This window comes from Pseudomonas sp. KBW05 (assembly GCF_003852405.1).
Lineage (GTDB): Bacteria > Pseudomonadota > Gammaproteobacteria > Pseudomonadales > Pseudomonadaceae > Aquipseudomonas.
Window position 1 is genome coordinate 1 of record NZ_QAJM01000029.1, and the last position, 14,454, is coordinate 14,454.

Sequence of the window (14,454 nt, forward strand, 5' to 3'; positions counted from 1 at the left end):
TTTTGGGCGGTCGAAAAGTACGTGAAGGGCCATTGCAGTGACCTTCAATGCTAAAGTCCACGCCTCGATTTTGTTTTCCCAAGGAAGCCGTTATGCCGGATGCGACGTCTCTCAGCGCTGGATTCATGGTGGTTCATGGCAACCGCCTGGACGAACTGCGCAGCCTGGTCGTCAGTTGGATGCGCCGCTATCCCCTGGCTCCTCTGGAAAACGAAATCGCCCTGGTACAAAGCAACGGCATCGCCCAATGGCTCAAACTGGCCCTGGCCGAAGACCCGGAAGATGACGACATGGGCGGCTGTGGTATCGCCGCCGCAATCGATGTGCAACTCCCCGGCAGCTTCATGTGGCAGCTCTACCGCATGGTCCTTGGCCGTGACGAAATCCCGCTCAAGTCCTTGCTCGATAAAGCCCCGCTGACCTGGCGCCTGATGCGCCTGCTCCCGGAACTCATCGATCAACCTCATTTCGAGCCGCTGCAGCGCTTCCTCACTCACGACACCGACCTGCGCAAGCGCTACCAACTTGCCGAACGCCTGGCTGACTTGTTCGACCAATACCAGGTCTACCGCGCCGATTGGCTCGAGGACTGGGCCGCAGGCAGCCACCAATTGCGTAACGGACGAGGCGAGTCAAAACCCCTAGACCCGGCCAACTGCTGGCAAGCCGAGTTATGGCGTGCGCTGTTGCTGGACGTGGGTGAAGAAGGCATGGCCGAAAGCCGTGCCGGCGTTCATCAGCGCTTTATCGAACGTATCAATACTCTGGAAAAAGCCCCTCCAGGCCTACCTTCCCGAGTGATCGTCTTCGGCATTTCATCGTTGCCGGCCCAAGCGCTGGAAGCCCTCGCCGGCCTCGCACGTTTCAGCCAGGTTCTGCTGTGCGTACACAACCCTTGCCGTCACCACTGGTCCGACATCGTCGCCGACAAAGATCTGCTGCGTAATGAATACAAACGCCAGGCCCGCAAGACAGGCATGCCGGTCACCATCGACCCGCAAACCCTGCACCAGCACGCCCACCCGTTACTGGCCGCCTGGGGCAAACAAGGTCGTGACTACATCAGCCTGCTGGACAGTTACGACGATCCCAACAGCTACCGCGCCGCGTTCCGCGATGGTCGCATCGACCTGTTCAGCGACAGCGAACCCACCACGCTGCTCAACCAGCTCCAGGACGACATCCTCGAACTGCGTCCGCTCAATGAAACCCGCGAGCTCTGGCCGGCTGTCGATCTGGAGCACGATACTTCCATCCGCTTCCACATCGCCCACAGCGCCCAACGCGAAGTGGAAATCCTCCACGACCAACTGCTCCACCGCTTCAGCGCCGACCCCACGTTGCGCCCCCGCGACATCATCGTCATGGTCCCTGACGTCGACAGCTATGCGCCGCACATTCGTGCAGTGTTCGGCCAACTTGAGCGCAACGACCCGCGCTTCATCCCCTTCACCCTCACCGACCAGGGCCAACGCGGCCGCGACCCCTTGCTCATCGCCGTCGAACACCTGCTGAAACTCCCCGACAGCCGCTTCCCGGTCAGTGAAATCCTCGACCTGCTCGACGTCCCGGCCCTGCGCGAACGGTTCGCCATAAAAGAGCGCGACCTGCCCACGCTGCATCGCTGGATCGAAGGCGCTGGCATCCGGTGGGGGCTCGATTCGGAACAACGCGCAGGCCTAGGTTTGCCGAGCGAGTTGGAACAAAACAGCTGGCGATTCGGCTTGCGTAGGATGTTGCTCGGTTACGCCGTAGGCACCGGCGCAGCCTGCGACGGCATCGAGCCCTATGACGAAATCGGCGGCCTCGACGCTGCCCTGATCGGCCCGTTGGTAGCGTTGCTCGATGCACTCAATGATGCGCATAAAACCCTGTCCCAGCCGGCCGCTCCCCAAACGTGGGGCGAACGCCTGCAACGCCTGATGCAACTGTTCTTCCTGCCCAGCAGTGAACACGACGACTACCTGCTCGGCCAACTCGAACAACTGCGCGAAACCTGGCTGGAAACCTGCGAGTCCGTCGGCCTACAGGACGAATTACCCCTCACCGTCGTCCGCGAAGCCTGGCTCGCCGGCCTGGACCAAGGCCGCCTGTCCCAACGCTTCCTCGCCGGTGCTGTCAATTTTTGCACTTTGATGCCCATGCGCGCGATCCCGTTCAAGCTCGTCTGCCTGCTCGGCATGAACGACGGCGACTACCCGCGCGCCCAGCCACCGCTGGACTTCGACCTGATGGGCAGCGACTACCGCCCCGGCGACCGTTCACGCCGTGAAGACGATCGCTACTTGCTGCTCGAAGCCCTGCTTTCCGCCCGCGACCAGCTCTATATCAGCTGGGTCGGCCGCAGCATCCGCGACAATAGCGAGCGCCCGGCCTCGGTCCTGATCGGTCAATTGCGCGATCATCTCGCCAGCGGCTGGCACCACGCCCAAAGCGAGGATCCGTTGCTCGAAGTAATGACCCAAGAGCATCCACTGCAACCCTTCAGCGCCCGCTACTTCCACGAAGGCGATCCGCTGTTCAGCTACGCCCGCGAATGGCAGTTGCTGCACGAAGCAGCCGATGCCGAACCCAAGGCAGAGGAGCTGCCAGAGCACCAACAGGAAGAACCCCTGAGCCTCGGCCAGCTACAAGATTTCCTACGTAACCCGGTCAAACATTTCTTCAGTCAGCGCCTGAAAGTTTTCTTTGAGGCGGCCGAAGTGCCCCTTGCCGATGAAGAACCCTTCGTCCTCGATGCGCTGCAACGCTACAGCCTCAGCGATAGCCTGTTGAGCGCAGCGCTGGCCCAACCCGAACATCTCGACCAAGCCCTCAACGCCCAGGCCCTACGCTTGCAAGGCAGCGGCCTGCTGCCGATGGTCGGTTTTGGCGAATGCCTGCGCAACGAATTGATCGAACCCTTGCCCGACCTGCTGCAACGCTACCAACAGTTGCTGGCCCTCTGGCCGACGCCACACACCGGCGCCGAACCGGTCAGTTTTGAGCATCAAGGCATTCAGCTGGAAGGCTGGATCAGCGGCCTGCACCGGCGCGGTGATGGCGGTTTGCTAAGCGTGACCACCATCCCCAACAGCATCGGTTCGATCAAGACCCGCAAGTGGCATCGCCTGATCCGCCCATGGGTCAATCACGTCGTCGCGTGTGCTTGCGGCCTTTCGTTGAGCACCGGCTTGGTGGCCAGCGATGACACCTTGCTACTGCCGCCGTTGGAAACAAGTACCGCCCGGGAAATCCTCGGCAACCTGCTGCTGGCCTGGCACGCAGGTATGAAAAAGCCGCTGCCGGTCGCGGTCAAAACCGCCTTCGCCTGGCTCGGTCAATCAGACCCCGCGAAGGCTGAAGCCGCCGCCCAAAAAACCTACGAAGGTGACGGCGTAAACACCGACGGCGAGCGTCGCGAAACCCCGGCGCTCACCCGCCAATTCCCCGACTACGCCACGCTCATCGCCAGCGAAGAGTTCGACGGCTGGTGCGAAACCCTGTATCGCCCGCTCATCAACGCCCCATGGCGATCACTCACCAGCGAGGAGGCCAGCGCATGAGCAGCAAACCCTTGGCCCTGGCCTTCCCGCTAAAAGGCAGCCAGCTGATTGAAGCCAGCGCCGGCACTGGCAAAACGTTCACCATCTCGGCCCTCTACTTGCGCCTGGTGCTGGGGAACGGTGGCGATGAGTCCGGCTTTGGCCGCGAACTGCTACCGCCACAAATCCTCGTGGTGACGTTTACCGACGCCGCGACCAAGGAGCTGCGTGAGCGCATTCGCATCCGGCTCGCCGAAGCGGCGCGTTTCTTCCGCAGCGAAATCGACAAACTCGACCCGCTGATCACCGAACTGCGTGACCAATACCCGCCGGAGCAATGGCCCGCCTGCGCCAACCGCCTGGACATCGCCGCACAGTGGATGGACGAAGCCGCCGTCTCGACCATTCACAGTTGGTGCCAGCGCATGCTGCGCGAACACGCGTTCGACAGCGGCAGCCTGTTCACCCAGACCCTGGAAACCGACCACAGCGACTTGCTCGGTGAGGTCCTGCGCGATTACTGGCGGCTGTTCTGCTACCCGATGCACGACGACGCGCTCACCTGGGTGCGCACGAACTGGGGTGGCCCCGCTGCGTTGATGCCACGGGTACGCGCGCTGTTTGGCAGTGAACGCCCCACCGGTGAAACCCGCGACCCTGCCGAGCTGATCAACGCCTGCCTGCAAGAGCGCCGCGAAGCCCTGAGGGAGCTCAAGGCGCCCTGGCAACAATGGGCCATCGAACTACGTGACATCTGCCTACAAGCCGTGGCCGCCAAAACCGTCGACGGTCGTAAGATGCAGGCGCGTTACTTCGAACCGTGGTTCGAAAAGATCAGCGCCTGGGCCGCGGACGAAACCCTTGAACAACTCGACATCGGCACCGGCTTTACCCGCCTGACCCCGGATGGCATGGCCGAAGCCTGGAAGGGCGACCCGCCGCATCACCCCGGTATCGACGCGATGGCCGGCCTCAAGGCCGCCCTCGACGCCCTGCCAACCCCCGACGCCGCCGTGCTGCAACATGCCGCCGGTTGGGTCGGCAAACGTTTCGAAGAAGAGAAACGGCGCCGCGCCGAAATGGGCTTCGACGACATGCTCACCCGCCTCAACAGCGCCCTAAAGGCTGAAGGCGGCGAGCGTTTGGCGAGTGTGATTCGTGAACAGTTTCCCGTCGCGTTGATCGACGAATTCCAAGACACCGACCCGGTGCAATACAGCATCTTCGACCGCATCTACCGCATCGAAGAAAACCACCGCGACAGTGGCCTGTTCCTGATCGGCGACCCGAAGCAGGCGATCTATGCCTTCCGTGGCGCCGACATCTACACCTACCTGCGCGCACGCGAGGCCACCACGGGGCGCCATCACACCCTGGGCACCAACTTCCGCTCCAGCCATGCGATGGTCGAAGCGGTCAACCATGTGTTCCAACGTGCCGAAAACGGGCGTGGCGCGTTCCTGTTCCGCAAGCCGGACGGTGAAAACCCGGTGCCGTTCCAGCCGGTATTGTCCCAGGGCCGCAAAGAGCAATTGCAGGTCAATGGCCAAACGCTACCGGCGATGAACCTGTGGCACCTGCCCACCGACCAGCCGATTTCCAACGCGGTGTACCGCCAACAATTGGCCGCCGCCTGTGCCACGCAGATTGTCGAATTGCTCAACGGCGGGCAGCAGGGCACTGCCGGTTTCCTGCAAGCGGATGACAGCTTCATCGGCGTGCTGCCGTCGGACATTGCCATCCTCGTACGCGACGGCAAGGAAGCCCAGGCCGTGCGCGCCGAACTGGCCGCCCGTGGCGTGCGCAGCGTGTACCTGTCGGACAAAGACTCGGTGTTCGCCGCCCAGGAAGCCCACGACCTGTTGGCCTGGCTCAAGGCCTGCGCCGAACCGGACGTCGAACGCCCGCTGCGCGCCGCCCTGGCCTGCGTGACCCTGAACCTGTCACTGCGGGAACTGGAGCGTCTGAACCAGGACGAACTGGCGTGGGAAACCCGCGTGATGCAGTTCCGTGGCTACCGCGCGATCTGGCGCAGCCAAGGCGTGCTGCCGATGCTGCGCCGCCTGCTCCATGACTTCAAATTGCCGCAAACCCTGATCGCCCGCAGCGATGGCGAGCGCGTGTTGACCAACTTGTTGCACCTCAGCGAGTTGCTGCAACAGGCCGCCTCGGAACTGGATGGCGAGCAAGCGCTGATCCGCCACCTGGCCGAACACCTGGCGCTGTCGGGGCAGGCCGGCGAAGAGCAGATCCTGCGCCTGGAAAGCGACGAGCAACTGGTCAAGGTCGTGACGATCCACAAGTCCAAGGGCCTGGAATACGACCTGGTCTTCCTGCCGTTCATCTGCTCAGCCAAACCGGTGGACGGCAGCCGCTTGCCGCTGCACTACCACGATGAACAGGGCAAACCCCAAGTCAGCCTGCGCGCCACCGCCGAGCTGATCGCCCAGGCCGACGACGAGCGCCTGGCCGAAGACCTGCGTCTGTTCTACGTCGCCCTGACCCGCGCCAAGCACGCTTGCTGGCTGGGCATCGCCGACCTCAAGCGCGGCAATAGCAGCAGTTCCGTGCTGCACTTGTCTGCGCTGGGCTACCTGCTCGGCGCCGGCGCTTCGTTGGGCGAGTCCGCCGCCCTGGCGCGTTGGTTGCTGGACTTGCAGGAAGGCTGCCCCGCCATGCACTACGGGCAAGTGCCCGAGGCGCAAGACATCCTCTTCCACCCGCCACGTAACGAAGCCACGCTGCTCGCACCGCTGCTGCCCAAACGCAAGGCTGCGGAGAACTGGTGGATTGCGTCCTACAGCGCCTTGCGCATTGGCGACAGCATGAGCGTGGCCACGCCTGAGGCGCCGGAAAGCCCACAAGCGCAAAAGCTGTTCGATGACGAGCGCCTCGATCCCGACGCACCCCGCGAAGTGGCGGCGTCCGGTAGCGATATTCACCGCTTCCCACGCGGCCCGAATCCGGGGACCTTTCTCCACGGCCTGTTGGAGTGGGCCGGCGAAGATGGCTTCAACGTCACGCCGCAGGCCATCGAACAAGCCGTCGGCGCGCGCTGCAACCGCCGCAACTGGGAAGGCTGGATCACCACCCTCAGCGGTTGGCTCGGCCAGTTGCTGCAAACGCCGCTGCCGGTGGATAACGACCAGGTCGCCCTCAGCAGCTTGCAGCAGTACCAGATCGAAATGGAGTTCTGGTTCGCCAGCCACAAGGTCGACGTGCTCGCCCTCGACAAACTGGTATGCCAGCACACCCATAACGGCGTCTCGCGGGTTGCCGCCGAACCGGTGCTGCTCAACGGCATGTTCAAGGGCTTTATCGACCTGACGTTTGAACACGACGGTCGCTATTACGTGGCGGATTACAAATCCAACTGGCTTGGCCCCGATGATTCGGCTTACACACCGGAAGCCATGGAACAGTCGATCCTCGATCATCGGTACGACCTGCAATACGTCCTTTACCTACTGGCCCTGCATCGCCAACTCAAGGCACGCCTGCCGGATTATGACTACGACCGCCACGTCGGCGGTGCGCTGTATGTGTTCCTGCGCGGCGTTCAATCCGCCAGCCGGGGCGCGTACTTCACACGTCCGCCCCGTGAGCTGATCGAAAGCCTGGACCTGTTGTTCCAGGGCAAGCCCATCCCGCCCAAGGTTGAGCCCGCCTGGGAACAAGGAGTCCTGTTATGAGCCTGTCGCCCCTGCCGCTTGAGGCGCTGGAACCCCTCAGCCGTGCCGCTGACCTCGTGCAACTGCTTGAACGCTGGGTCGACCGCGGCTGGCTGCGCGCCCTGGACAAGGCCTTCGTCGGCTTCCTGCACGAACTCGACCCCCAGGCCGACCCGGTGGTGCTGCTGGCCGCCGCATTGACCAGTCACCAACTGGGCCACGGTCACGTGTGCCTGGACCTGTTCGAAACCCTCAAGGCGCCGGACTTCGCCCTGTCCTTGCCGCCCGAAGGCGATCTGCAAACCGGTGCAATGTTGCTACCGTCGCAACTGCTCAACGGACTCGACGGCGCCCACTGGTGCGCAGCCCTGGCCGCCAGTCGCCTGGTTGCGCTGGGCGGCGACGGCAGCGAGTCGGCACAAAGCCGTCCGCTGGTTTTGTCCGGCACGCGCCTGTACCTGCGCCGCTACTGGACCTACGAACGGCGCATCGACAGCGCCTTGCGCCGGCGTCTCGCCAGCCAGGAAACCATCGCCGCGGATTTGCCCCAGCGCCTCAATGGCCTGTTCGACCAGCCGCCGCCCGATGGCGTGATCGACTGGCAAAAACTTGCCTGCGCCCTGGCCACTCGCGGTGCGTTCAGCATCGTCACGGGTGGCCCCGGCACCGGCAAGACCACCACCGTGGTGCGCCTGCTGGCACTGTTACAGGCCCCGGCAGTGGAAGCCGGCAGCCCGCTGCGCATCCGCCTGGCCGCGCCGACCGGCAAAGCCGCCGCGCGCCTCACCGAGTCCATCAGCCAGCAAGTGCAGTCGCTGACGGTGCCCGACACCGTGCGCGAAAAAATCCCGACCCAGGTCACCACCGTTCACCGCCTTCTGGGCAGCCGCCCGGGCACGCGGCACTTCCGTCATCACGTGGGCAACCCCTTGCCCCTGGATGTGCTGGTGGTGGACGAAGCCTCGATGATCGACCTGGAAATGATGGCTAACCTGCTGGACGCCTTGCCGCCGCACGCGCGCCTGGTTCTGCTGGGCGACAAGGACCAACTCGCCTCGGTCGAGGCCGGCGCCGTACTCGGCGACCTGTGCCGCGACGCCGAAGCGGGCTGGTACAGCGCCGAGACCCGGCAATGGCTGCAAGCGGTCAGCGGCGAAGACCTCAGCACAAGTGGCTTGCAAGAAGACCTCGATGACAGCCACCCGCTGGCCCAGCAAGTGGTGATGCTGCGCTACTCGCGGCGTTTTGGTGAAGGTAGCGGGATCGGCCAACTGGCGCGCCTGGTCAACCAGCAAAGCGCCGAGCAAGCCCGGCAACTGTTGAATGCCGGCAGTCACGCCGACCTGGCCTGCGTCAGGCTCAAGGGCGAACACGATCACGCCCTGGAACGCCTGGTGCTGGACGGGCAGGGCAGCGACGGTGCCCAGGGTTATCGCTACTACCTCGACTTGCTGCGCAGCGCGCGCCCGGCCCTCGACACCCCGCGCGAAGATGCAGCCTGGACCCACTGGGCGCAGCAACTGCTGCAAGCCTTCGACGCCTTCCAACTGCTCTGCGCCGTGCGCAAGGGCCCGTGGGGTGTGGAAGGGCTGAACCTGCGCATCACCGCCGCCTTGCGCAAAGTGCGGCTGATCGACGGCGATGAGCAATGGTACGAAGGCCGCCCGGTGCTGATGACCCGCAACGACTACGGCCTGGGCTTGATGAACGGCGATATCGGCATCGCCCTCAAGCTGCCGGAAAGCGACGGCGGTTCCCACGTGCTGCGGGTGGCCTTCCCACGTAACGACGGCCAGGGCGGCGTGCGCTTTGTACTGCCCAGCCGTCTGAATGATGTGGAAACCGTGTACGCCATGACTGTGCACAAATCCCAGGGCTCGGAATTTACCCACACCGCGTTGATCCTGCCGGACGCGCTGAACCCGGTGCTGACCAAAGAACTGATCTACACCGGCATCACCCGCGCCAAGCGTTGGTTCAGCCTGATCGAGCCCCGCGGCGGCGTGTTTGAAGAGGCTGTGGGGCGCAAGGTCAAACGCTTGAGCGGGTTGATGCTGGAGTTGGACCATGACGCGGAAAAATCTGACTGATAGGTCATTTATGGCGCCATATCGCGGGGGTTTCCATCGCTGTGCTATCGTTGCGGCATCATCTTGAAAAGACCTGAGAGAATCGCTGCATGAAGGTGGCTGGCTCGTCCACAGAGCGTAGTTTGAGCTGGAGACGCATGTTACTGGTGGCGGTTCTTGGCCTACTCGCGCCCCGCGTTTTTGCCCAGGCGCCGAGCCCGGCAGATCACCGCGCCCAGGCGGTGACCCAAGTGGTCCTTGGCATCCTCAGCTATGCCCGTTGGCCGGTGGAGCCGGCGCAGTTGCGCCTGTGCATCGTCGGGCCGACCCAGTACACCGACGACCTGATCAAAGGCACCACCCAGGCCACCGGTCGCCCGGTGCGGGTACAGCGGTTGCTGGCTGACCATCCCGATATCGTCAATGCCTGCAACGCTGTGTATATCGGCAAGCTCAGTGGCGATGAACGCAACCAACTGTTTGCCTCGCTGATCGGGCACCCGGTGCTGAGCATCAGTGAAGGCGGCGACCAATGCACGGTGGGCAGCCTGTTCTGCCTGCGGGTGGGGGATGAGCAAGTGTCGTTCGAGGTCAATCTCGACTCCGTGGCACGCAGCGGCGTGCGCATTCACCCCAGCGTGCTGCAACTGTCCCGTCGTCGGGCGCCCGAGCCATGAGCGCGGTAAACGTGCGCCCGACCCTGCGCTCGGTCATCGGGCGTGGGCATATGATCCTGGCGCTGGTGGCGGTGAGCCTGGCCAGCGTGTCCCTGACCCTGCTCGGCGTGCTGGCGCTGCGGGTGTACGCCGAGCACAACCTGCACCTGATCGCGCGCTCCATCAACTACACCGTGGAAGCGGCGGTGGTGTTCAACGACAGCTCCGCCGCCACCGAAGCCCTGAGCCTGATCGCCTCCACCGAAGAAGTGGCCCGGGCCGAAGTCTTCGACGCCAACGGCAAGCTGCTGGCGCAATGGGTACGCCCGGACACCGGGATGCTCTCGCGGGTTGAACTGGAACTGGCGCATACCCTGCTCGAACAGCCCATCAGCCAGCCGATCCTCCATCAAGGGCGCACCGTGGGCAGCATCCACCTGACCGGTCACGGCGCCAGCCTGCTGCGCTTTTTGCTCAGCGGCCTGGCCGGCATCCTGATTTGCACCGCCCTCAGCGCCTGGGTCGCCCTGCACCTGGCGCAGCGCCTGCTGCGCGGCATCACCGGCCCGCTGCAAAGCCTCGCCGCCGTGGCCCACGCTGCCCGTAGCGAGCGTGATTTCGACCGGCGCGTGCCACCGGCGCGAATCGCCGAACTCGACAGCCTGGGCAGCGACTTCAACGCCTTGCTCGGCGAAATGGAAGCCTGGCAAAGCCACCTGCAAAGCGAAAACGAAACCCTCGCGCACCAGGCCAACCACGACAGCCTCACCGGCCTGCCCAACCGTGCCTTTTTCGAAGGTCGCTTGATCCGTGCTCTGCGCAGCGCCGCCAAACTCAACGAGCGGGTCGCCGTGTTGTTCCTCGACAGCGACCGCTTCAAGGACATCAACGACAACTTCGGCCACGCCGCCGGCGATGCCGTCCTGGTCGCCGTGGCCGAGCGTGTGCGTGCGCAGTTGCGTGAAGACGACCTGGTCGCGCGCCTGGGTGGCGATGAGTTCGCCATCCTGCTGGCGCCCCTGCACAAGCTTGAAGATGCCCAGCGCATCGCCGACAAAATCATCGCCAGCATGGACTTGCCAATCCCGGTGCCGGGCAACACCCAGGTGTTGACCTCCCTCAGTATCGGCATCGCCATCTACCCCGATCATGGCGCCACCCCTGGCACCTTGCTCAATGCCGCCGACGCAGCGATGTACCAGGCCAAGCGCCTGTCGCTCGGCGGCCAGCAAACGGCGGAGCCGGAGAGCCCCGTCGTCAATGTTCAACACAGGAGTTGATCCCTTGTTCTCGACCGCACGTTTTATGTTTATCACCCTGCTGGTGGCACTGCTCGCCCTCGGCGGCTGCCAGACGGCCCCACCCAAAGGCCTGACCCCGGCGCAAGTTGCCGTGCTCAAGCAACAGGGTTTTGAACTCACCGACGAAGGCTGGGCGTTTGGCTTGTCGGGCAAAGTGCTGTTTGGCAGTGACGTCGAAGCGCTCAACAAACCCAGCACCGATATCGTCGAACGCATCGGCAAGGCCCTGCTGGGTGTTGGCATCGAACGCGTGCGCGTGGACGGCCACACCGATGCCTCGGGCAAAGAAGCCTACAACCAGCAACTGTCCCTGCGCCGCGCCAAGAGCGTGGCCAAGGTGCTGACGGGCGTGGGCATGAAGGAAGAAAACATCCAGCTGCGTGGCCTGGGCAGCAGCGAACCGGTGGCGTCGAACACCACGGTGGCGGGGCGTACGGAGAATCGGCGGGTGTCGATCGTGGTGATCGCGGACTGATCCGATTCACCCGATCTCAATCTGAAATGCATTTCAAATGTGGGAGCGGGCTTGCTCGCGAATGCGGTGGGTCAGCCACCGAAAATGGCGACTGATACTCCGCATTCGCGAGCAAGCCCGCTCCCACATTTTTGACCTGTGGTGTGCTTTAGATTCGGTCAGTCTGCAAACCGCATCTGGCGCGTTTCCCCCATCAACAACCCCTGGTTCTGCTCCGTCACCTCGCGGATGTAATCCCACAACAACGTAATCCGTTTCAGCTTCCTCAGATCCTCCCGGCAATACATCCAAAACTGCCGCGTAATCGTTATCTCCTCCCCCAGCACCGGCAACAACCGTGGGTCCTGCGCCGCCAAAAAGCACGGCAAAATCGCCATCGACCGCCCCTGCTGCGCCGCCACGTACTGCGCAATCACGCTGGTGCTGCGCAAACTGGCGCTGGCGCCAGGCACCACATTCGCCAGGTACAGCAGCTCCGAGCTGAAGGCCAAGTCATCCACATAGCTGATAAACGGATGCTCGGCCAAGTCCGCCGGTTTGCGGATCGGTGGGTGTTGGTCGAGGTAGTCCTGGGTCGCGTACAGCTGCAATTTGTAGTCGCACAGTTTGCAGCACACGTAGGGCCCGTGTTCCGGACGTTCCAGGGCGATGACGATGTCTGCTTCGCGCTTGGACAGGCTGATGAAGTGGGGCAGGGGCAGGATGTCCACCGAGATCGCCGGGTAGGTGTCGACAAAATGGCTCAACTGCGGCGTGACGAAGAAACTGCCGAAGCCTTCGGTGCAGCCCATGCGCACATGGCCGGACAGCGCCACGCCGGAGCCGGAGACTTGCTCGCAGGCCATGTGCAAGGTGCTTTCGATGGACTCCGCGTAGCCCAGCAAACGCTGGCCCTCGGGGGTGAGGACGAAACCGCTGGTGCGGGACTTCTCGAACAGCAGGGTGCCGAGGGAGACTTCCAGCGAACTGATGCGCCGCGACACCGTGGTGTAGTCCACCGCCAGGCGCTTGGCGGCGACGCTGGCCTTGCGGGTACGGGCCACTTCGAGGAAAAACTTCAGGTCATCCCAGTTCAGGGAGCCCAGTGACGTGATGTTTTTTTGCATATTGGACCGGCTTTTATGTGCGTTCTTATTAGAAGTTTGCACATCTATACTCCAAAAACAGTCCGAACGCCTCATTCTTCAAGGCGGTTCAACGCCTTGGTTCTCTGCATATCAATAAGAATTGGAGACCCCATGAACGCATCTGCCGATATTTCCGTACAACAGGTCAAGTTGCTGATCAACGGTGAATGGGTCGAGTCCAAGACCACTGAATGGCACGACATCGTCAACCCAGCCACCCAAGAGGTGCTGGCCAAAGTCCCGTTCGCCACGGCCGATGAAGTCAACGCCGCCATCGACGCCGCCCAGCGCGCCTTCCAGACCTGGAAGCTGACGCCAATCGGCGCGCGCATGCGCATCATGCTCAAGCTGCAAGCCTTGATCCGCGAGCACTCCAAGCGCATCGCCGTCGTCCTCAGCGCCGAGCAGGGCAAGACCATTGCCGATGCCGAAGGCGATATTTTCCGTGGCCTGGAAGTGGTCGAGCACGCGTGCTCCATCGGCACCTTGCAGATGGGCGAATTCGCCGAGAACGTCGCCGGTGGCGTCGATACCTACACCCTGCGCCAACCCATCGGCGTGTGTGCCGGGATTACCCCGTTCAACTTCCCGGCGATGATTCCGCTGTGGATGTTCCCGATGGCGATTGCCTGCGGTAACACCTTCGTCCTCAAACCGTCCGAACAGGACCCGCTGTCCACCGTGCTGCTGGTTGAGCTGGCGCTCGAAGCGGGTGTTCCGCCTGGCGTACTGAACGTGGTCCACGGCGGCAAGGATGTGGTGGATGCGCTGTGCACCCACAAAGACATCAAGGCCGTGTCCTTTGTCGGTTCGACCGCCGTCGGCACTCACGTCTATGACCTGGCCGGCAAACACGGCAAGCGCGTGCAGTCGATGATGGGCGCGAAAAACCACGCCGTGGTGCTGCCCGATGCCAACCGCGAACACACCCTCAACGCCCTGGTCGGGGCCGGTTTCGGCGCGGCGGGCCAGCGCTGCATGGCCACCTCGGTGGTGGTGCTGGTGGGCGCGGCCAAGCAATGGCTGCCGGACCTCAAGGCGCTGGCGCAGAAACTCAAGGTCAACGCTGGCAGCGAAGCGGGCACGGATGTCGGCCCGGTGATCTCCAAGCGCGCCAAGGCACGCATCCTGGACTTGATCGAAAGCGGTGTGAAAGAAGGCGCCAAGCTGGAACTGGACGGCCGCGATATCAAGGTGCCTGGCTACGAGCACGGCAACTTCGTCGGCCCGACCCTGTTCTCGGGCGTGACCACCGACATGCAGATCTACACCCAGGAAATCTTCGGCCCGGTGCTGGTGGTGCTCGAAGTCGCGACCCTCGATGAGGCCATCGCGCTGGTCAACGCCAACCCGTTCGGCAACGGCACCGGCCTGTTCACCCAAAGCGGTGCGGCGGCGCGTAAGTTCCAGAGTGAAATCGATGTAGGCCAGGTCGGCATCAACATCCCGATCCCGGTGCCGGTGCCGTTCTTCAGCTTCACCGGTTCCCGTGGTTCCAAGCTCGGCGACCTCGGCCCGTACGGCAAGCAAGTGGTGCAGTTCTACACCCAGACCAAGACCGTCACCAGCCGCTGGTTCGACGACGACACGGTCAACGATGGCGTCAACACCACCATCAACCTGCGCTGATT

General features: G+C 63.3%; 8 protein-coding genes. 7 read left to right on the plus strand and 1 reads right to left on the minus strand.

Going from position 1 to position 14,454, the window contains the following annotated elements:
* Positions 1 to 92: 92 nt before the first annotated feature.
* The 6 genes from recC to DBR46_RS24505 all read left to right on the plus strand — a co-directional run bounded on the left by recC (position 93) and on the right by DBR46_RS24505 (position 11,696).
* The gene (gene recC, locus DBR46_RS24480) at positions 93 to 3,545 is read left to right on the plus strand and encodes an exodeoxyribonuclease V subunit gamma (RefSeq protein ID WP_124528289.1); all 3,453 of its coding nucleotides are present in this window, start codon (positions 93 to 95) and stop codon (positions 3,543 to 3,545) included.
* Entirely contained in the window at positions 3,542 to 7,216 is a 3,675-nt protein-coding gene (recB, locus tag DBR46_RS24485) for an exodeoxyribonuclease V subunit beta (protein ID WP_124528290.1), read from the plus strand. Before recC ends, recB begins: the two co-directional genes overlap by 4 nt.
* Positions 7,213 to 9,285: an exodeoxyribonuclease V subunit alpha gene (gene recD / locus DBR46_RS24490; RefSeq protein WP_124528291.1), complete on the plus strand. Its 2,073-nt coding sequence runs from the start codon at positions 7,213 to 7,215 to the stop codon at positions 9,283 to 9,285. The genes recB and recD overlap by 4 nt, the downstream gene beginning before the upstream one ends.
* An 89-nt stretch (positions 9,286 to 9,374) precedes the next feature.
* Positions 9,375 to 9,941 carry a YfiR family protein gene (locus DBR46_RS24495; protein ID WP_124528292.1) on the plus strand — a complete coding sequence of 189 codons (567 nt, stop codon included), beginning with the start codon at positions 9,375 to 9,377 and terminating at the stop codon, positions 9,939 to 9,941.
* Positions 9,938 to 11,200 carry a diguanylate cyclase gene (locus DBR46_RS24500; RefSeq protein WP_124528293.1) on the plus strand — a complete coding sequence of 421 codons (1,263 nt, stop codon included), beginning with the start codon at positions 9,938 to 9,940 and terminating at the stop codon, positions 11,198 to 11,200. The genes DBR46_RS24495 and DBR46_RS24500 overlap by 4 nt, the downstream gene beginning before the upstream one ends.
* Positions 11,201 to 11,204: 4 nt before the next feature.
* The gene (locus DBR46_RS24505) at positions 11,205 to 11,696 is read left to right on the plus strand and encodes an OmpA family protein (RefSeq protein WP_017738402.1); all 492 of its coding nucleotides are present in this window, start codon (positions 11,205 to 11,207) and stop codon (positions 11,694 to 11,696) included.
* A 158-nt stretch (positions 11,697 to 11,854) separates the two neighbouring features.
* On the opposite strand, the gene DBR46_RS24510 is transcribed toward DBR46_RS24505, so the two are convergent.
* Positions 11,855 to 12,802 (minus strand): LysR family transcriptional regulator, encoded by a 948-nt coding sequence (locus DBR46_RS24510; RefSeq protein ID WP_124528294.1) that lies wholly within the window; start codon positions 12,800 to 12,802, stop codon positions 11,855 to 11,857.
* A gap of 132 nt (positions 12,803 to 12,934) precedes the next feature.
* On the opposite strand from DBR46_RS24510, the gene DBR46_RS24515 reads away from it, so the two are divergent.
* Positions 12,935 to 14,452: a CoA-acylating methylmalonate-semialdehyde dehydrogenase gene (locus DBR46_RS24515; RefSeq protein ID WP_017738404.1), complete on the plus strand. Its 1,518-nt coding sequence runs from the start codon at positions 12,935 to 12,937 to the stop codon at positions 14,450 to 14,452.
* Positions 14,453 to 14,454 lie beyond the last annotated feature (2 nt).

Excerpts from the sequence above, each read along its gene's own strand:
- recC (WP_124528289.1), top strand. The coding sequence starts at position 93 with ATGCCGGATGCGACGTCTCTCAGCGCTGGATTCATGGTGGTTCATGGC.
- recB (WP_124528290.1), top strand. The coding sequence starts at position 3,542 with ATGAGCAGCAAACCCTTGGCCCTGGCCTTCCCGCTAAAAGGCAGCCAG.
- recD (WP_124528291.1), top strand. The coding sequence starts at position 7,213 with ATGAGCCTGTCGCCCCTGCCGCTTGAGGCGCTGGAACCCCTCAGCCGT.
- DBR46_RS24495 (WP_124528292.1), top strand. The coding sequence starts at position 9,375 with ATGAAGGTGGCTGGCTCGTCCACAGAGCGTAGTTTGAGCTGGAGACGC.
- DBR46_RS24500 (WP_124528293.1), top strand. The coding sequence starts at position 9,938 with ATGAGCGCGGTAAACGTGCGCCCGACCCTGCGCTCGGTCATCGGGCGT.
- DBR46_RS24510 (WP_124528294.1), bottom strand. The coding sequence starts at position 12,802 with ATGCAAAAAAACATCACGTCACTGGGCTCCCTGAACTGGGATGACCTG.
- DBR46_RS24515 (WP_017738404.1), top strand. The coding sequence starts at position 12,935 with ATGAACGCATCTGCCGATATTTCCGTACAACAGGTCAAGTTGCTGATC.